We start from the raw sequence: 18,940 nt of genomic DNA on the forward strand, positions 1-18,940 counted from the left end.
CACATGAAAAACATTCTATTGATTGGCACAGGCCGCTTCGGACGGCATATTGCAGTACAGCTTTCTCAGCTGGGGCATCAGGTCATGGCGGTCGATACAAACGAGGAACGAATCAATGATGTGCTGCCATATGTCACCAATGCACAAATTGGCGACAGTACAAACGCGGAGTTTCTTCGCTCTCTTGGCATCGGAAATTTTGATGTCTGCATCGTAACCATCAGCGGTAACTTTCAGAACTCGCTGGAAACCACCTCGCTGCTGAAAGAGCTGGGGGCGAAGTGCGTGGTGTCGCGTGCCGAGCGTGATGTGCAGGCAAAGTTTCTGCTTCGCAACGGTGCCGACCAGGTAGTCTACCCGGAAAAACAGGTGGCAAAATGGGCAGCGATCCGATACACTGCCGACCATATTTTCGACTACATAGAGATCGACGAGCAGCACGCCATTTTTGAAGTAGAAGTTCCGGCCGGGTGGATCGGCAAAAGTGTTGGTGAACTGGATATTCGCAGAAAGTATGGCATTAACATTCTCGGCATCAAACATTCAGGAAAAATCGACGCTTCCATTACGCCGGATACGGTGCTGTCCGGGGAAATAACGATTTTAGCGTTGGGCGAATACAAAGCGCTGCAAAAGTGCTTCCGAATCTGAATGGACGGTGAGGGTATATGGAAGATAGCGTTTTGATCGCTGGGACGGCGCTAATGTTCCTGTTCGGCTGGGTTTTGATGAAACGGCTGGATCGCTTTCTGGACGAAAATCAGAAGCGCATCAAAGAATCGTCTGAACAACAGCAGGCTGAACCGTGCGTGCATCTGGTCGGAAATATTTCTCCTGACGAACTTGAGGAAACATTTTCTCAGTTTCGCAATAGTCATGCCCATGTAGAAATCGTGATCTATGATTCAGAGCAAATTTCTTTTCCGGACAACAAATCCAATTGGGCGCAGTAGAAACCTTCACATTTTGGTGCTATAATTGCTATAATATTGTTTAAGAGGGGTGGTGAAAATGTGCAGAATAAAGGAAGCGAAATGCCAAAAGAGCATATTCTTGTGTGCCTGTCCTCGTCTCCATCCAATGAACGCATTGTACGAATGGCAGGGAAAATGGCACAGGCATTTTGCGCCAGTCTTACCGCACTTTACGTGCAGACCCCCGGAGACGCTGATATGAACGCGGAAGATACCGTCCGTTTGCAGGCGAATATGCGTCTGGGGCAGCAGCTTGGCGCAGAAATTGTCACAACGCATGGTGAAGATGTGGCGACACAGATCGCGGAATATGTGCGGCTCTCTGATGTGACCAAAATTGTGATTGGACGAAGCGGCATACAGCGGCGGCATTTCTGGAGCGAATCGACGCTGACAGAACAGCTCATTACGCTTGCACCGGAGGTAGATATTTATATTATTCCGGATGTGGAAGCCTATAAGAACTGCCGCAGAAATCAGCCGCTTACTATCCGCCCGGCGTTTCCGACCGCCCGGGAACTACTTCTGACCATCGGAATTCTGGCAGTTACGACGGTCATCGGATGGATTTTTCTGCGGCTCAGCTTTGCAAATGCCAATATCATCATGGTTTACCTGCTGGGTGTGCTTCTGACTTCCACTTTTACCAGCGGATATACCTGCGGTGTGCTGTCCGCTTTTTTGAGTGTCCTCCTGTTCAATTATTTTATGACGGAGCCCCGGCTGTCTTTGGCAGCCTATGGCAGCAAATACCCAATAACCTTTGCCGTCATGTTCGCGGCTGCACTTTTGACAAGTACACTTGCGGCCAAGCTCAAAGCCCACGCACAGCTATCCGCACGGGACGCTTATCGCACGAAGCTCCTTTTTGATATGAACAGACAGCTCCAAAAAGCGGAAACGCCGGAGGAGGTCTATCGGATGACCGCGACGCAGATACAAAAGCTCATGCAGCGAGACGTTCTGATTTACCCGGCACAGGGCAACGCTCTGCTGGATGGGAACATTTATCCGGCTGACGGAAGTAGTCCATACAGCATCCCAGATACCGACCGGGAACAGAACGTGGTTCAATGGGTCTGGCAAAACCGCAAGCGCGCCGGAGCAACGACGCAAAACTTTCCAAAAGCAAAACGGCTGTATCTTGCCATCCGTACCGGGCAGCAGATTTACGGTGTTGTCGGGATTCCGATGGAAAAGCAAACGCAGCCTGACGCATTTACATCCAGCGTTCTGTTCTCCATCCTCGGCGAGTGCTCTCTGGCGCTGGATAACCTGCGAAATGCCAGAGAAAAGGAAGAAGCTGCCGTTCTTGCAAAGAACGAACAGCTTCGCGCCAATCTTTTGCGTTCGATTTCTCATGATCTCAGGACACCACTGACCTCGATTTCCGGCAACGCAGATACGCTGCTGCACAGCTATGACGTGTTGGATGAGCAGACACGGAAACAGATTTTTACGGACATTTATGACGATGCACAATGGCTGACGGGACTGGTTGAGAACTTGCTTTCCATTACGAAAATTGTAGACGGCAGCGTAAAGCTGCACCTTTCTGATCAGGTCGTGGATGACATCATATCGGAAGCACTCAGGCATATTGACCGAAGAGCGGCAGAACATCACATCGCAGTAGATTGCGGAGACGTACTGTTGCTGGCACGGATGGACGCAGGACTCATCATGCAGGTGCTCATCAATCTGGTGAATAACGCAGTCAAATATACTCCAGTTGGCTCGAACATCCGGATCACGGCAATCCCGCGAGAAAATATGGCTGAAATATGTGTCAGCGATAACGGTCCCGGTATTCCGAATGAACTGAAGGAACGTGTTTTTGAAATGTTCTTTACTGGGGGGAATCCAATTGGCGACAGCCGCCGAAGTCTTGGACTTGGACTTACGCTCTGTCAAACTATTGTCCATGCACATCATGGTGAAATGACGTTGAAAGACAATTCGCCGCATGGCTGCATCTTTTCCTTTACAATACCACTTAGTGAGGTGAACTTAAATGAATAAGCCGCTCATCCTCGTTGTAGAAGATGATACCCCGGTGCGAAATTTAATAACGATGACACTAAAAACTCACGAATATAGGTATCTTTCGGCGCAAAACGGCGCAAGTGCCGTGATGGAAGCGCTGTCTCACAACCCGGACATTGTACTGCTTGATCTGGGGCTGCCGGATATGGACGGCGTGGAAGTCATCCAAAAAATCCGGTCGTGGTCGAATATGCCGATCATTGTGATCAGCGCCAGAACAGAGGATTCCGATAAAATCGGGGCGCTGGATGCTGGGGCGGATGATTATCTAACGAAGCCTTTTTCCGTGGACGAACTGTTGGCACGACTGCGGGTGACGCAGCGGAGACTGTCGATGATGAAAACAGACTCCGTGCAGGATTCTCCGATTTTTACGAATGGTGCGCTGAAAATCGACTATGCGGCAGGCTGCGCATATCTTGACGGCACAGAGCTACACCTGACACCCATCGAATACAAGCTGCTGTGCCTGCTCTCCAAAAATGTTGGTAAGGTTCTGACACACACCTATATCACGCAGCAGATTTGGGGCAGCAGTTGGGAAAACGATATCGCTTCTCTGCGGGTGTTCATGGCAACCTTGCGCAAAAAGCTGGAACGCGGAAAAGACGGGCAGCAATACATACAAACACACATCGGAATCGGCTATCGGATGCTCCGCATCGAGTAAGTAATTCCTGAACGGAACATTCATGACTGAATGGAGTAGATTTCTTGTGGTCATTCCATTCAGCCACAAATGCGCTGACCATCGTTGAAATAGCGAGGACTTGAAAGTCCTCGCTATTAGCATACATCGTCTCATATATTATATCTGTTTTTCCATCTTCGTTTTTGCTGCTTTCCCTACTTTCTAGCACATTCCCCATCAAGCCCCAAAAGGATTTTTAATCCATGATCCAGCTGTGGCAGAATGTATTCCAGACACTCCTGCACCGCCTTCGGACTGCCCGGCAGGTTGACGATCAGCGTGCGTTTGCGGATCCCGCTTGCCGCTCGGCTTAACATCGTCCGCTTTGTAAATTGTAAGCTGTATGCCCGCATCGCCTCCGGGATACCCGGAACCATCCGTTCCGCGACCGCCAGCGTCGCCTCCGGCATCACGTCGCGCGGAGAAAATCCCGTTCCGCCCGTTGTTAAGAGCAGATCGGCCTTTCCCTCATCGCAGATCTCCTTCATCACCTCTTCCAACATCGCCTGGTCATCCGGCAGCACCTTCTGCCAGACCACCTCATAACCAGCCTCTCTCACCATTTCTGCGATTACCGGACCACTCACGTCCTCCCGTTTTCCCGCGTACCCAGAGTCACTGGATGTAATAATTGCTGCTCTCATTGGTTTCCCACCTCTCTTTGATCTCTTTCCTACGCTTCTTCCAGAATCTCCAGATTATCTCCCTCTTTGATCACGCCGCCGTGCAGCACCTTCGTAAATACGCCCTCGCGCGGCATGATGCAATCGCCCATTGCCTGGAAGATCGCGCATCCATGGTGGCATTCTTTTCCGATCTGTGTCAATTCCAGCACGACGTCGTTGCATTTAAATTTTGTCCGATCGGGAGCGTCTTGAAATCGATTCCTTCCACGACCAGATTTTCACCAAACGCGCCGTCCTCGACCTCGCCCCCCGCGCGCGGAATTCCTGAATCCTGTCATATGAAAGAAGGCTGACCTGACGGTGCCATTTGCCCGCATGGGCGTCACCCTCGATTCCATAGTCCTCGATAAGACAGACCTGATGGACATTTTTCTTCTGAACACCTTTGATTTCACTGGTACACGTTGCGATTACTTTTCCCATGATTGTTTCCCCTTTTCTATCCATAAATTTTCCGATTTCATATTTCATATACGATATTTCACTTGTAACATTCCGCCGGCTCACACTTTCACCGCAGAAACCATAATCATAATCCTCACAAACACCCTGCTTATCCGCCTATCTGGGACATTCCCCGGTGTTCCCGATCCGTAAATTCCGTCTTTTTCTCAAAACTATGTCCCTTCGGCTTTTCCGCAAGCGCCTGTCCGATCGCCCGGCGCAGGTCTTCATCGGTACCGCCGCCGCGCAGAATGGTCTTTAATTCCACCCCATTGTCATACTGGAGACAGGTTTTTAAGAATCCTTCTGAGGTCAGCCGTATCCGATTGCATTCGGAACAGAATTTATGGCTGACCGCGCTGATAAAACCGATCCGCCCCTGAAAGCCAGGGACTGCGAAATAATGGCACGGGCCATTTCCTGCCACGTCCCCGCACGGGGTAAAGATTCCAAATGCCTCTTCCAGCGCATGCTTCAACGCATCTTCTTTCACAAAGGCAAACTGCGTTCCCATGCCGATCGGCATCATTTCGATGAAACGCACGTGCACGTTATGGTTTTTCGCCAGTTCCGCCACCTCTAAAAGCTTTTGCTCCTCGATCCCAAGCACCGGCACACAATTTATCTTGATCTGCATCCTGCCTTTCTGGATCGCCGTCCGAAGGCCGCGTCTGACCGCTTCGATCTCATCCCGGCGTGTGAGCTGCCGGTACACCGACGCATCCAGCGTATCCAGGCTGATCGTGACTGAATCAACCCCCGCCTCCGCCAGCGCATCGTACATTTCTTCTAATAAAACACCGTTCGTCGTGATCGTCAGGCTCTTGATTCCCGGAATCTGTTTTAACGCTGCTGCTAACTCCGGCAGTCTCCGGCGCACCAGCGGTTCGCCTCCGGTCAGCTTGATTTTCTGAATGCCGTTCTCTGCCAGAATCTGGCAGACCCTCTCGATCTCACCAAACCGCAGGATCTCTTCATGTGAAATGCTGCAGACGCCTTCCTCCGGCATACAGTACACACAGCGCAGGTTGCATCGGTCGGTCACGGAGATCCGGACGTAGTCGATCGTTCTGCCGTATCCGTCTATCATCGCACAAATTCCCCGCTCTTTCCTCCCGATTTTGCATCGAGATGTATCTCTCCGATCTCCATCCGCTTGTCGATCGCCTTGCACATATCATAAATGGTCAGAAGCGCCACGCTGACACCGGTCAGCGCCTCCATCTCGACGCCGGTCTTTCCTTCCAGCTTCGCAGTACAAAGTGCCTTGATCGTCAGCTCTTTTTCATTCACCTCAAAATCCACGCTGCATTTCGTGATGAGAAGTGTGTGGCACATCGGGATCAGGTGTGCGGTCTGCTTCACCGCCATGATTCCCGCCACACGCGCCACCCCCAGCACATCGCCCTTGGCAACCGTTCCCTCCAGAACCGCCTTCATGACAGCTTCATTGACGTGAATCTTGCCGGATGCCGTCGCCGTCCGGCTGGTAATCTTCTTTTCCGTTACATCTACCATGATCGCATTTCCCTTTTCATCAAAATGCGTTAATTTCTCTTCCATCTGTATCCTCCTTTTCCTCTTCTTCCGGCTCCAGAAAGATTTTCTCAAACGCTGCTTCTGCTGCCGCCTGCACTGCTGCTTCCATCCGGCGGAATTTTTCTAAAAACACCTTTCCCTCCGGCGTCAGCACAGAAAATCCGCCCTTGCTTCCGCCCGTCTGGCGCTCTAAAAACTGGATTCCCAGCTGCGCCTCCGCGATCTTGAGCATTTTCCAGCCCTTGCTGTAGGAAATATCCCGGATCTGACAGGCACCGAGCATTGAACCACTCTCAGCAACTGCCTCCAGAAAATCCGCCGTCAGCGCGCTGAAGCATTCTTCCTCGCGGCTCAGCGAAATCGACGCCTGAAATGCCAGCTCCCCGCGCTTCTGCCTGTCTTTTTCGTAGGCAAGCAGCGATTCGTAGTCCATTTTCGTATTGGTGTCCAGTAAAACACCCGGATCTTCAACCTCGATCTCCCGGACGCCTTCGCCCCACGCATCCATTGCGCCGCGGAGTCCTTTTCCACCCCGGTACGTTAAGATATGTCCAAACACTTCCTTCGACAGCATGACCGGGTGTCCTTTTTTTCCCTGACAGACCGGTACTGCCATGCTTCCGGGCGCCTGCGCCATCTTCTCGATTGTGTCCGCCGTGATCATCGGCACGTCGGCAGGGAACAACAGCACCCGATCGGCTTTTTTCTGGATATGGCGCAGTCCCATGCAGATTGAGCCGTACATCTGCGATGTCTCATACCGCTTGTTTCGGATACAGACCGCACCACGGTGTGAAATATGACGTTCCAGCACATCCGCCTGATACCCGGTCACGACGACGATCGGCGAGATCCCCGCCTGCCGGATCGTGTCGATCTCCCGCTGTATCATCGTGGTCTGCCCCATCCGGAGCATCGGCTTTAATTCTTCCATGTGCGCCGACCGCCCTGCCGCCAGGATGATCGCGCCTGTTTTCCCGTCTGCCATACATATCCCCTTTTCTATCATTCTAACCTTCTTTTAAAAGCATGATATCTCCCGGTGCGATTCCCAGCCGGACGCGGTCGCCGCGCTGATACCGGTTTAGTGAATCACTCTGCTTATAGTCTACCTTCCACCAGATCACCTCGCGTTCCGGTGCATTTTCTTTGTCACCCGCTGCCTCTGCGTTTTCCACCGGACGCAGCAAAATATCCCACTCAAATGGCTGGCAGAGTGTGTCCCCCCACTCGCACGTAAATTCATTCGCACTGCCGCGCGCCGGATAAAACTGATGCGCCCGGATGCCGATATAGGCATGCTCCGCGGCAACTGCTTCTTCGGTCTGAAACGTGAGTCCCCAGTCTAGCGCCTCCACCTCATATTCGCCGATCCGCCGGATCCGGCTGAAGTTTTTACAGCCTGTCAGGCGTGCCGCAGTGACATTTTCCGGTTTCTGAAAAATCGCCCGCGTCTCTCCCTTCATCGCCACCTGTCCGCGGTTTAAGATGATGCTCTTCTCGCAGAACCGATAGACCTCGTCCCGGCTGTGGCTGACCATCAGCACATCGCCCGTGTACCCGCGGAGTACCTCGCGCACCTGGAACTGCAGTTGTTCCTTCAGATAATAATCAAGTGCCGAAAATGGTTCATCCAGCATGATCACATCCGGCTCATAGACGAGAATGCGCGCCAGCGCCACACGCTGCTGCTGTCCGCCGGAAAGCTGGGACGGATACCTTTTTTCAAGCCCTTCTAATTTAAAGAGACGGATCATGCGGGCAGCCGCCTCCTGTTTTTCCTCCTTGCTGCCCGAAAGCCCCGCCGCAATGTTGGTTTCTACGGTCATATTCGGAAACAATGCATAATTTTGGAATAAATAACCGATTTTCCGCTTCTGCGGCGGCAGGTTGATGCGCTTTTCCGAATCAAAGAGCACCCTGCCATTTAACACGATCCGCCCTTCGTCCGGCGTCTCAATTCCGGCGATACACTTGAGCGTCATGCTCTTGCCGCTTCCGGAGGCGCCGAGAATGCCCATGACGCCGCCATCGGTGTTAAGCGATACGTCCAGCGAAAAGCCGGAAAATCTCTTTTTGATTGCCGCCTGCAGGCTCATCCCGCGCCTCCCTTCTGTGCATCCGCTTCCCTGTCCGCAAACAGTTCCACCGAAACCTTTGCATCCTGACCGCCCGCTTCCACACTGTTATCCTTCTTTTTATGATTGCTGCTTCCGCGCATATCCCGCCGCGACAGCACATTCATCAGCACGACGACCAGGAAGGAAATCACCACGATGATCCACACATACTGGTATGCCATCGACATTTTTCCAGCCGCCACCTGTGAATAGATGGCAAGCGGCAGTGTCTGCGTCTTTCCGGCGATATTGCCCGCCAGCATCGCGGTCGCACCGAACTCGCCCAGTCCTCTCGCAAAGGCAAGGATCGCGCCGCTGAGGACGCCCGGCATCGCCGACGGCAGAATCACCCTCCAGAAAATGCGGCTCTCGGAAAATCCCAGCGTCCGAGCCGCATAGATAAGCGTCACATCGACCTGTTCAAACGCGCCGCGCGCTGCCCGGTACATAAGCGGAAATGAGATCGCCACCGCCGCGATCACCGTTGCCGCCCATGAAAATACAATCTTGACGCCAAACAATTCCAGAAACAGCTGTCCGAGCGGTCGTTTTACACCGAAAATCATCAGCAGGAAGAAGCCTGCTACCGTCGGCGGCAGGACCATCGGAAGCGTCAGGATGCCGTCCAGCACCATTTTCACTTTCTCAGAGCGTGCCGATACCACCAGCCGCGCCATCCAGACTCCCAGAAAAAACGTAATAATGATCGACAGCGTTGCTGTTTTCATCGATATCCATATCGGAGACCAGTCCATCTTTCTTCCCCCTTTCCTATGAAATGTACTCTCGGAGTCTTCTCGACTGAGATAAAAACTGCCGCAGAACACCTGGTTTTCAGCGGACCCTGCATTCTGCGGCGGATTTTATTCCCTACGTTGTTCACTGTCTGTCCTTCGCCGTCCTGTTTTCTGTTCACACAGTCGGCTGCATATCCCAGACAGCCATCGCTCCCGGCTTATTTATTTGCTGTGAAGCCATACTCCGCAAAGAAGGAGAGCGCATCATCAGTTCCCAGATAATCTACAAACTTCTGTGCTGCATCTTTCTTTGTGCTTGCGCTTACAACGCCAACCGGATAGATAACCTTCGATACGCTTCCTTCCGGTGCATATCCGATAACCTTTACCTGGTCAAACTGGTCGCTGGTGGTTGCATCGGTCAGGTACACGATACCTGCATCAGCGCTTCCGGCTGCTACCCAGCTTAAAACCTCGGTTACGTTGGTACCAAAGCTTGTCTTAGCCTCTACATCATCCCACATACCCAGGTTCTCAAAGGCTTCCTTGGAGTACTGTCCAACCGGAACACTCTCTGGATCGCCGAGTGCAATCTTCTCTGCCTTTGTAATATCCTCAAAACCGGTAATTCCCAGTGTGGAATCCTTCGGAACGATCAGGGCGATCTTATTTTCCAGAAGCTCTACGACAGAATCTGCATCAACCAGTCCCTCGTCCTCCAGCGCGTTCATCTGCTTCATCGCTGCGGAGAAGAATACGTCTGCATCTGCGCCCTCTTCAATCTGGGTCTGCAGCTTTCCTGAACTGTCAAAGGTAAAGCTCAGCTTGATGTCCGGATTCTCTTTCTCAAATGCCGGCTGAATCTTGTCTTCCATAACGTACTGAAGGCTGGCTGCTGCCGCTACCAGAATCTCCTGCTGGTCGCCGGCTGCCTCTGCTTCTGCTTCGGTCTCTTCTGTCTCAACTGCCTCCGTTTCCGGTGCTGCTGTCTCAGCCGGTTTGCTGGATGAACATGCGGTCAGGGATGCTGCCGCCATCGCTGCTGCTATTACAAGTGCCCACGTTTTTCTCATATCTTGGTTCCTCCCTCATTTCACGCACATGTTTCCGGCATCCTCCTCGTTTCGATTCCTTACGCCATAGCAATGTGGTTTTTACCCTTCCGTTATTTTTGAAAAATTATAATGATATTTGCTAATCAAATAGTAGCACGTGGCACTTTTTTTGTCAATCTTTACAATAATTCTTATTTAATGCTCGTCGTCGTTATGTGCATCAAAAAATAACGCGGCTTTTTTCTGCATTTTCCCTTTATTCTTATGAATTTTCCAGTTTTTCTTTCCAAGCCCTTCCGTCTATTTTCGTGAAATTGTTATGATGATTTTTCATGTATTTTATTTTTATCTTTTTATTTTTCATTTATTTGAAATTTTTTATCCAAATACGCCGGTGCTTCGGTTTCCTTACCGGTCACACGGTTCCCGATCCGTGGCAAAGTCTTCCACCAGCACATCCATAATGCCGCCGCAGACCATTCCTTCATCTTCCGCTGCCTCGCCGGTCAGATCTACATGAACTACTTTGTACCTGCTGCTTCCGATCAGAGAACGTGCCTCGCCCAGCACGGCCGCCTCGCTGCAGCCGCCGCCGATGCTGCCGAGAATCCGTCCGTCCCGGTAGACAATCATCTTCGCGCCTGCCCCGCGCGGGAGGATCCCTTTGATTCAATCACCGTGACCACTGCTTTCGACTCATCCGGCTCCTCTGCCAGGCGTTTCAGCACATCAAAATCCAGATCGGAACGGTTTTTCACACGTTTGTCTTCCCGATCCATGCGCTTTACCTGTATGATCTCCGCCAGAATCGAGATCGCGATCTCCTCCGGTGTCACACCGCCGATCTTTAAACCGATCGGGCTCTTTAAACGGCTCATCCGCTCTGGATCGTAACCTTCTTCCAGAAGCTCCTGTTTCACGATACCGACGCGGCGTCTCGAACCAATCATGCCGAGATACGCCGGTTCTTTTCCTTTTCCAATCATCCGCAGGCAGTCCGCATCGTGGCGGTGTCCGCGCGTAACGATACAGATATAGTCGCTCTCCTGAATCTTGAGTTCTTTGATCGCATGCCCAAAGTCATCACAGATCACCTTCTCTGCCATCGGGAATCGTCCCGGATTCGCGAAGGAAAGGCGGTCGTCCACCACAGTTACCAGGAATCCGACGCGCGCGCCAAATTCTGCCACCGGAAGAGCCACATGGCCGCCTCCGAGAATAATCAGGCGCTCTTTCGGGAAAAATGGTTCCGCCACATTCCAACTGCTTCCGGCGCGCCCACAGACCGGCTGCCCCTGTGTCAGGGCTTCTTTTCCAATCTCCGACGCCTCTGCGCCTTCTTTCAGTTCACAGCGCATATCTGCTAGATTTCCCTCTTCTCCCACAAAGCTTCTCTCGAGCGCCAGACACGGCGTCCCTTCCAGTTTTTTCAGAATCTCCCCATACAGATTCATATCACGCACTTCCTCTCTTTTATACTGCATGAGCCATCCATTTCTCATTTCGCAGTTGTGCCATCGCGGTTGCTGCCTCATCGCCTCTCTCTGGCTCGATTATTTACCAAAACCGCAGTTCGGGAAAATACAGGTTGGACAATTTAAGCACAGACCACCTGCGCCCATTTTCGCCAGATCCGCTTTTGTCACTGGCACATCTGCCATCACACGCGGCAGCACCAGATCAAAGATGGTCCTCTTCGCATACATCACGCAGCCCGGAAGTCCCATGATCGGCTTTCCGTCCTTCGTATATGCCAGCAAGAACATCGCTCCCGGGAGTACCGGCGCGCCGTAGGAGACAACCTCCGCCCCGGTCTGCTTGATCGCGCTCGGTGTCGTATCATCCGGATCGACGCTCATGCCACCGGTACAGACAACAAAATCGGCACCCTGATCCAGCCATTCCCGGATTGCCTCCGTGATTTTATCCGGATTGTCCCCTATAATCTTCTGTCCCAGAACTTCCACACCAAATTCCTGAAGCTTGTCCCGGATGACCGGGCCAAATTTATCCTCAATCCGTCCATAAAATACTTCATTTCCGGTCGTCACAATGCCCGCTTTCTTATTTTTATACGGAATCAGCTTTAACAGCGGCTCTGAACCCGCTGCCTTTTTCGCCTCCTCCATTTTTTCTTTTTCAATTACCAGCGGGATCACACGGGTTCCGGCTAACTTATCACCCTTTTTTACCGGAAAATTCGTCCGGCGGGTCGCGATCATCATCTCCGGCAGGCTGTTGACCTTTAAGAGGCGTTCTTCATCAACCTGAAACAGACCGTCCGTCTCCGCAATCAGCTCAATCTTGCCTTCCTTCGGATCGGTTGCACGCATATACTCATTCTGGCAGATGCCGCGCAGAATGTCCGCCGCCTCGTCCTCATGATATTTTGTATCGTCCTTTTCCCAGACATAAATATGATCTTTTCCGATGGAAAGCAGCACCGGGATGTCCTCCTCGCGCACGATATGTCCCTTACGGAATACGGCGTCCTTCGTCACGTCCGGAATAATCTGCGTCATGTCATGGCAGAGTACCTGTCCGACTGCCTCGGTTGTTTTCATTAATTTCATATGATTTTCCTCTTTTCCTTTTTACAGTAATGCCTCCGCACGCTTTGCCAGCTGATACCGCCGTTCCACGCCCTCCAGCGCCTCCGGGTTATCCTTAAATTTCTCCCGTTTTGCCGCAAACCGTTCTTCGATCGTTACACGCCGTTCTCCCTGTACCTGCTTGTCCGCCAGATACACGATCAGGCTTTCATTCAGATATCCCAGCTTTTCTTCCGGCAGATCCATATGATCCGCAACGATATCCGCGATCCCGGTATGTCCCAGAAGCCGCAGCCATCCCGCCCCTGTCTCCGGATGTTCGGGGTATGCTTTAGCGATGTCGTGAAGAAGCGCCGCCGCGTAGATTTTATATTTATCGATTGGCGGGCTTTTGTATGTCATCTCCACACACCTTTCCGCCCTATACTTTAGAACTCTATCTGCCAATTCCACGGCCAGCTCCGCAACCACCCGGCTATGGCGCACCGCCGCCTCCGGCGTGTGGAACCATGCAAGCAGACGCTCGCACTCCTCTTTGTCCGGGACAGGACGTTTTCTCTCCCAGTCACGCAATTTCTGAAACTCTTCCTGCGTATCCGCATCAAACGCGCAGCCTGGATCCGGCACATCCAGGAAAATCCGGCGGATTCCCGGCTGTTCACAGGCGCCTTTAAGTCCCATCGTCCCGTCATGCTGCAGCAGTTTTTCGATCACATCTGCACGGATCAGAAGCGGATGCCCCGGTGTTTTCTCATACTCCGGGAGATAGACATCCCCATCGCCTTCCGCAAACCGGTATTTTTCATATTCCAGCGTAAATGGCGTAAACAGTGGCACATCCACCGGGAAAAAGAAAATGCCATCCAGCGTCTCTTTTCCTGCCGTTTTCCGCTTTTCCTTATAATAGGAAAGCCCCAGGCAGACGGAATCAAACATTTTCGTCTCCGCATACGCCGGATTGTGGATGAAATGGATTCCCGGTCCCGCAGCCGCCGCGCGTATATCTTCCGCCCGGCGTCCGGTAATGATCGTGATTTCATGTACGCCGCACGCCCGCAGCGTCTGTATCTCACGTTCCAGGACCGTCTGGGCGCCGAGCTTCATGAGTGGTTTGAAATCCCCCATCCGCGAGGATCGCCCCGCCGCCGAGATCAAGGCGTCAAATACATAATCCTTTCTTTCATACACCTGTCCGTAGCCAAAGGGAATCTGCAGAAGTTCTGTCTTTTTCCGCTTCTCCCAGCCACTGATCAGTGTCCGAAACCAACCCGCGTGTCCGATTACCAGAATATCGCCCCGGCTCTTCATCCGGAGTTCATTCCAGGTTGTCCTGGCGCGCCCTGCACAATCTGCAAAACTCTCTCCCTGCGGCGGTCGGAAATCGTACATATCTGCCCCTCGTGCCACATACTCCGCTGGAAACTGTTCCCGGATTTCATCGAAGGAATGACCATCCCATTCCCCCATGTCAATCTCCGCCAGACCATCTACGACCTCAATCGGAATACTTCTGTCAATCACTTCCTGCAGGATCGCGGCTGACTCCCGGCAGCGCTTTAACGGGCTGGTATAAATCTTTTCAATTCTGCGTCCCGCAAATGTCTCCCCCAGCGCCCGAATCTGTGTCCGCCCTTCCTCTGAAAGCGGCAGATCCGTCCGCCCGATGCAATATTTCCGTTCATCTGGAAATTCCGGCTTCCCATGCCGGATCAAATAAATCGTCCGCATTCTGTCCTTTCCTAGTGCTCGTGTTCCTCTTCTTCCCCACACTCGCAGCTGAAATCATGGCTGTGTCCAAATGGTCCCGGTCCGCCGATGTAGTCGCGGATCAGCTCCAGTTTATAACGGTTCATATAGCTATATGCCTTCTGAACCGTATGCCCGCTTCCCAGATAACGGGTCACGCCCGCCTTTACCAGTATCTCAAACGGTTCTTTCTCGATCGGTCCGCAGATGACTGCCTCACAGTCATGTTCTACCACCTTCTTCGCAAATACCAGATTGTCCGGATCCTGTTTTCCATAGACATGGAAAATCTGGTTCTTGTCCGCGTCAATAATCATCAAAAACGGACTCTCCTTAAAAGTCGCCGGCACCAGTCCGTCGATCTCCTCTGTCTCTGATGCAATTGCTATGTTCATTTTTTCTCCTTGTTCTTGTCAAATTTTGCTGATTTTTTTCAAAATTTCTCAATTATTTTTAATTTTATGATACTGCAATCAAAACTCATCGTCAAGTTTTTCATGATATTGAATTTTGCCACTCATTTTTCATTTTTCCTCGATGATTAGCCGCCTTTTTCCCGAACCGATATAGGGGGAAATTTCTTTTTCTATCACAGAAACGGTCAGGCAGTTCCCAAAGTATTCCGTTAATGCTGCTTTGACATTTTTCACTCTGCTTCCTACCGTATCTGCATAACCCGCTTTCTTCATAACAGCCACCGTCAGATGCTTCTGCGCCGCATTGTAAGATGCCTGAAAATCTTCCACCTCATCCAGGGCAAATAAAAGCTCATCTAATAGGTGCATGGAAAGCACCTTGCCGCCGGACAGCCGGACGCTGTCATCCAGCCGTCCCTCAACCTTATCAAGTCTAGGCTTTAAACATCCGCAGGCACACGGTTCTGCAATCATCCGCCCCAGATCGCCGGTCCGATAGCGCACAAGCGGCATTCCCCGCCGCCGAAGCGTTGTCAGAACCAGCTCGCCGTATTGCCCTTCCGGAACCGGCTGTCCCGTCTCCGGATCCAGAATCTCAATCAAAAGGTCCCGGTCCCGCATATGGTAACCCCCGCGCGCCCCACACTGTACGCCGCCGCCGTAACCAGTTTCCGTCATACCCCAGTGCGTAAAGACCCGGCAGTTCCAGGTTCTTTCCAAAAAACGCTGCACGCTGACCGGCACATAATCAGCACTTAAGAGCACTGTTTTCGGGCCAAGTCCCGGCGCATGGGCTGCCAGCGCATACATCTGGCTTGGGACACCGATCAGGCAGTCTGCCCCCTCGCCGTCCCGCGCTGCCGCTTCCATATCGTGAATCAGCCCGTGAACCTTCGTCTCCACCCGGATGCGCCCCAATCCTTCTTTTAAAAGTCCTCCAATCGAAAAAAATCCCGGTCCTTCCATATAAACCGTGACCCGATCGCCTGGCTTTACCATGTACTGCATCCCTGTTTCAAAGAAATCCGCCGTCTGCATCAGATCGTCTTCGGTAAAAAACAGGCGCTTCGGTGCCCCTGTACTGCCGGAGGTTTTCAGCGTGATGATACGCGCGATCTCCTTGGCTGGAACACATAAAAATGTTTCCGGCTCCGCTTTCAGTTCCTCCGGGGTTGTGAGGGGAAGTGTCCGGAAATCCGCCCATGAAAACGAATCCGGCGCGAGCCGTACATCGGAACCTGCCATTTCCCCAAGCTGTCCCCAGACGGATGTAAATTTCTTCTGATAAAATGGACTTTTCTCCTTTACATACGAAAGTGTCCGCCATAACCCGGACGGCTGCGCCGCTGCAATAAAATAACCGCAGCCCGCTTCTTTTAAAATCTTCCGTTCCGCCCCCAGCGCCGCGCAGACGGATTCCAGATTTCCATCAAAGATCTGCTGCCCGATCCACTCCGCCAGCGTTCCAGACACATCCTGCATATTTACAAGCGCAAAACCCGCATCCGCCATCCGGTCACAGATTGTTTTAGCGGACTCCAGCCGTCCCAGCATCCCGTCTAAGAAAAGCTCTTTTTTCCGGGCATACATATCGCTCATCAAAAGCCATCCCTCCGGCTTTAACACCCGGTACGCCTCCCGGAGCGCCGCCGCCGGTTCCGCAGCTTTGGAACAACTGCATTCCATCAGAATGATATCTGCCGTCTGATCTGGATATGGCAGTTTCTCCGCACATCCAGTCTCTATCCAGCCAGGTTCATGCACATCCGGATTCTTATCCAGGCCGGAAATCTGCCAGCCCGGGCAATGCTCAGAAAGCCAGCGCATCGTGCCGCCAGCTCCGCAGCCGATGTCGATGACGCGAAACGGCACTGCAGGATCTATAGACTCCGTATCTGCCGCTCCCGCCTCTGGTATCTCAATTCCCGCAAACTGGAACATCTGCCTCGTCAGCGCAAATCCACCGGGGCGGCAGAGACTGCACTCATTTGTATCCATTTTTTGCACCTCTCCTTTCTGCGCCTCTATTATCTGCCTCTTTCCATCGGAGACAAGTAGTACGCACAGAACGGAATCTTCTTCCCGTCTTTATACACATGCAGGCTGCACTGGCGCAGACGCTCGATATCGAGATTGCCGGCATCCTGAAACGCCATGGATGTGATCGTGAAGCCGTGGCTTTTGGCACGCTTTAAGAAGTCCTCCATATTTGTTATGTCAACCGACTCTTCTTCACAGCAGCAGAATTCTGATTCGGGCTGAGTTCCGCCACAACCGCAGCTTTCTGGTTCTGGCTGGGTTCCGCCACAGCAGCAGCTTTCTGGTTCTGGCTGGGTTCCGCCACAGCAGCAGCTTTCTTTTTCCGGCTGACTTTCTCCACAACAGCACGTCTCTTCCAGATCGCGCCGTTCCCAGCGCCGTCCGACAAATTCACGGTTCTTCTCCGCCGGATCCGGACCGCAGCAGCAGCCTTCGCCCTCCGGTTCTGTCTCGGTTTTTCCACTATAATTTGTCAGCGGCATCAATTTATCCCCAGGCATCACGATGAAATCCCCGTGGAACCCACACATCGGGTGATCGCAGCAGGATGGCGCGATCTGTTCCTCTTTGATAAGCCCGCCGCTCTGGCTGACAACCGCCTCCAGAAGCTCATCCAGCGTATAGCGGTCATCATCCGCCGGAAGCTCCGGGATACGTCCAAAATAGCTGACCGGCTGGAAATGCACGCCGCGCACATACGGCGACCGCTGAATGGCAAACCGGATGATGTCCCCGATCTGCTCCGTATTGACGCCCGGAACAAGGACCGGAACAAGCGTCACGCCGATTCCATACCGGCCGCACTGCTCGATCGCCCGTTTTTTCACTTCCAGCATCGGGCGGCGGCGCAGTTTTTCATATACGGCATCGTCCACGCCGTCAAACTGCATAAATACAAACGAAAGTCCCGCATCCGCCAGACGCTTTACAAACGCCTCGTCCTCCGCCAGGCGAAGACCGTTGCTGTTTAACTGCACATATTTACAGCCAACCTGCTTCGCATACGCCACGATCTCCGGCAGATCGTCCCGCACTGTCGGTTCCCCGCCGGAAAGCTGCAAAAGTGTCTTTCCCGGCTCCGTCAGATCGTCGATCCAGCGTTTTACCGTGTCTAAGGACGGATCCTTGGCCCCGTCCGGCTCCGCAAAACAGAAGGTACAGTTCATATTGCACCGCGCTGTGATCTCCAGCAAGGTACAGCAGGTGGCGCGTCTGTGCTCCGCACACAGACCGCAGCCCGCCGGGCAATTTAGATTTTCATTTTCTCCCACCGCCGGACGTTCCCCGCGCCAGTCGGCAAACTTACGCTTATTTCTCCAGATTACACTGGAAAATGTCCCGTGATCCGGGCAGGTTTTTACCAGATATATCTGCCTGTCCCGCTCTTCCCGCTTTGCCGGAATGCGTTTTAAACAGACCGGACAGACACTGTATGTATGGCGCATTTCTTCTGGCAGGAGGGCTCTGTCCTGTAAGTTCATTACCATCGTCCTTCATCCCCTTATCTCAATTCATTACAATTCTCCCATGATGAAGCCAGCCGCAGATGGGCTGTGTTCTCATGTTCACACATGGCAAATCCCCGCAGCCAGCCTGTCTCACCTATCCTTTTCAGATCCAAAAGCATCTCTCATGAATCATACTTATATCTACTATCTACTTATCTTCCAGCTCTCTCTCCACATCCGCCATACGCCCTTTTACCAGCGCTTCCGGCAGATATACCTCGCCGCACTTCGGGCAGCACAGGATCTCGGTGTGGAAATTGTGCCCCAGATAGTCAAAAAATGTGGATTTCGGCACCATCTCCACCTGACACCGGCGGCAGATGACTTTTTTCTCCAACGCCTCTTTGATCCGCTGATCTCTTCCGCCTCCATCAATCGTCGGCATA

Annotated in this window: 19 protein-coding genes and 1 pseudogene; 4 read left to right on the forward strand and 16 right to left on the reverse strand. The window is 52.4% G+C overall.

What is annotated here, in order from left to right; all coding sequences use genetic code 11:
* Positions 1-3 precede the first annotated feature (3 nt).
* The 4 genes from DWZ16_RS03120 (at position 4) to DWZ16_RS03135 (ending at position 3,690) form a co-directional block, all read left to right on the forward strand.
* A complete protein-coding gene (locus DWZ16_RS03120) occupies positions 4-651 on the forward strand; it encodes a potassium channel family protein (RefSeq protein ID WP_022360492.1) in 648 nt (215 codons plus the stop codon).
* A 17-nt stretch (positions 652-668) separates the two neighbouring features.
* A complete protein-coding gene (locus tag DWZ16_RS03125) occupies positions 669-953 on the forward strand; it encodes a hypothetical protein (protein ID WP_146143920.1) in 285 nt (94 codons plus the stop codon).
* 81 nt (positions 954-1,034) lie between these two features.
* Positions 1,035-2,996 (forward strand): DUF4118 domain-containing protein, encoded by a 1,962-nt coding sequence (locus tag DWZ16_RS03130; RefSeq protein WP_107000892.1) that lies wholly within the window; start codon positions 1,035-1,037, stop codon positions 2,994-2,996.
* Positions 2,989-3,690, forward strand: a complete 702-nt coding sequence (locus DWZ16_RS03135) for a response regulator (protein WP_022360489.1) — start codon at positions 2,989-2,991, stop codon at positions 3,688-3,690. The genes DWZ16_RS03130 and DWZ16_RS03135 overlap by 8 nt, the downstream gene beginning before the upstream one ends.
* 176 nt (positions 3,691-3,866) lie before the next feature.
* On the opposite strand, the gene DWZ16_RS03140 is transcribed toward DWZ16_RS03135, so the two are convergent.
* From DWZ16_RS03140 to DWZ16_RS03215, 16 genes and pseudogenes are all read right to left on the reverse strand, one after another.
* The gene (locus DWZ16_RS03140) at positions 3,867-4,355 is read right to left on the reverse strand and encodes a molybdenum cofactor biosynthesis protein B (RefSeq protein ID WP_107000893.1); all 489 of its coding nucleotides are present in this window, start codon (positions 4,353-4,355) and stop codon (positions 3,867-3,869) included.
* Between the two features lie 29 nt (positions 4,356-4,384).
* Positions 4,385-4,820 (reverse strand): annotated as a pseudogene (locus DWZ16_RS03145) (MOSC domain-containing protein).
* 130 nt (positions 4,821-4,950) lie between these two features.
* Entirely contained in the window at positions 4,951-5,931 is a 981-nt protein-coding gene (moaA, locus tag DWZ16_RS03150; protein ID WP_107000894.1) for a GTP 3',8-cyclase MoaA, read from the reverse strand.
* Positions 5,928-6,404: a cyclic pyranopterin monophosphate synthase MoaC gene (moaC, locus tag DWZ16_RS03155; RefSeq protein WP_107000895.1), complete on the reverse strand. Its 477-nt coding sequence runs from the start codon at positions 6,402-6,404 to the stop codon at positions 5,928-5,930. Before moaC ends, moaA begins: the two co-directional genes overlap by 4 nt.
* Positions 6,379-7,368, reverse strand: a complete 990-nt coding sequence (locus DWZ16_RS03160; protein ID WP_181357203.1) for an NTP transferase domain-containing protein — start codon at positions 7,366-7,368, stop codon at positions 6,379-6,381. The genes moaC and DWZ16_RS03160 overlap by 26 nt, the downstream gene beginning before the upstream one ends.
* 22 nt (positions 7,369-7,390) lie before the next feature.
* On the reverse strand, positions 7,391-8,479 hold the full coding sequence (locus DWZ16_RS03165) for a sulfate/molybdate ABC transporter ATP-binding protein (RefSeq protein WP_107000897.1): 1,089 nt from the start codon (positions 8,477-8,479) through the stop codon (positions 7,391-7,393).
* Positions 8,476-9,255 carry a molybdate ABC transporter permease subunit gene (gene modB / locus DWZ16_RS03170; protein ID WP_107000898.1) on the reverse strand — a complete coding sequence of 260 codons (780 nt, stop codon included), beginning with the start codon at positions 9,253-9,255 and terminating at the stop codon, positions 8,476-8,478. Before modB ends, DWZ16_RS03165 begins: the two co-directional genes overlap by 4 nt.
* A gap of 200 nt (positions 9,256-9,455) precedes the next feature.
* Positions 9,456-10,310, reverse strand: a complete 855-nt coding sequence (gene modA / locus DWZ16_RS03175) for a molybdate ABC transporter substrate-binding protein (protein WP_107000899.1) — start codon at positions 10,308-10,310, stop codon at positions 9,456-9,458.
* 390 nt (positions 10,311-10,700) lie between these two features.
* A complete protein-coding gene (locus DWZ16_RS03180; protein ID WP_118522270.1) occupies positions 10,701-10,925 on the reverse strand; it encodes an XdhC family protein in 225 nt (74 codons plus the stop codon).
* On the reverse strand, positions 10,922-11,776 hold the full coding sequence (locus tag DWZ16_RS03185) for an XdhC family protein (RefSeq protein ID WP_182427291.1): 855 nt from the start codon (positions 11,774-11,776) through the stop codon (positions 10,922-10,924). The genes DWZ16_RS03180 and DWZ16_RS03185 overlap by 4 nt, the downstream gene beginning before the upstream one ends.
* A 69-nt stretch (positions 11,777-11,845) precedes the next feature.
* On the reverse strand, positions 11,846-12,865 hold the full coding sequence (locus DWZ16_RS03190; protein ID WP_107000901.1) for a molybdopterin-binding protein: 1,020 nt from the start codon (positions 12,863-12,865) through the stop codon (positions 11,846-11,848).
* 21 nt (positions 12,866-12,886) lie between these two features.
* Entirely contained in the window at positions 12,887-14,572 is a 1,686-nt protein-coding gene (locus tag DWZ16_RS03195) for a DVU_1551 family NTP transferase (RefSeq protein WP_107000902.1), read from the reverse strand.
* 11 nt (positions 14,573-14,583) lie between these two features.
* Entirely contained in the window at positions 14,584-14,985 is a 402-nt protein-coding gene (locus DWZ16_RS03200; protein ID WP_022360477.1) for a NifB/NifX family molybdenum-iron cluster-binding protein, read from the reverse strand.
* A 129-nt stretch (positions 14,986-15,114) separates the two neighbouring features.
* Positions 15,115-17,004 (reverse strand): DVU_1553 family AMP-dependent CoA ligase, encoded by a 1,890-nt coding sequence (locus tag DWZ16_RS03205; protein WP_107000904.1) that lies wholly within the window; start codon positions 17,002-17,004, stop codon positions 15,115-15,117.
* 29 nt (positions 17,005-17,033) lie between these two features.
* On the reverse strand, positions 17,034-18,527 hold the full coding sequence (trsS, locus tag DWZ16_RS03210) for a radical SAM (seleno)protein TrsS (RefSeq protein WP_207663866.1): 1,494 nt from the start codon (positions 18,525-18,527) through the stop codon (positions 17,034-17,036).
* A gap of 175 nt (positions 18,528-18,702) precedes the next feature.
* Complete coding sequence (locus DWZ16_RS03215) at positions 18,703-18,939, reverse strand: DVU_1557 family redox protein (RefSeq protein ID WP_022360474.1); 237 nt, start codon at positions 18,937-18,939, stop codon at positions 18,703-18,705.
* Between the last annotated feature and the right edge of the window lies 1 nt (position 18,940).

The sequence above is a fragment of the Clostridium sp. AF29-8BH genome, assembly GCF_003478145.1.
Lineage (GTDB): Bacteria > Bacillota > Clostridia > Lachnospirales > Lachnospiraceae > Otoolea > Otoolea fessa.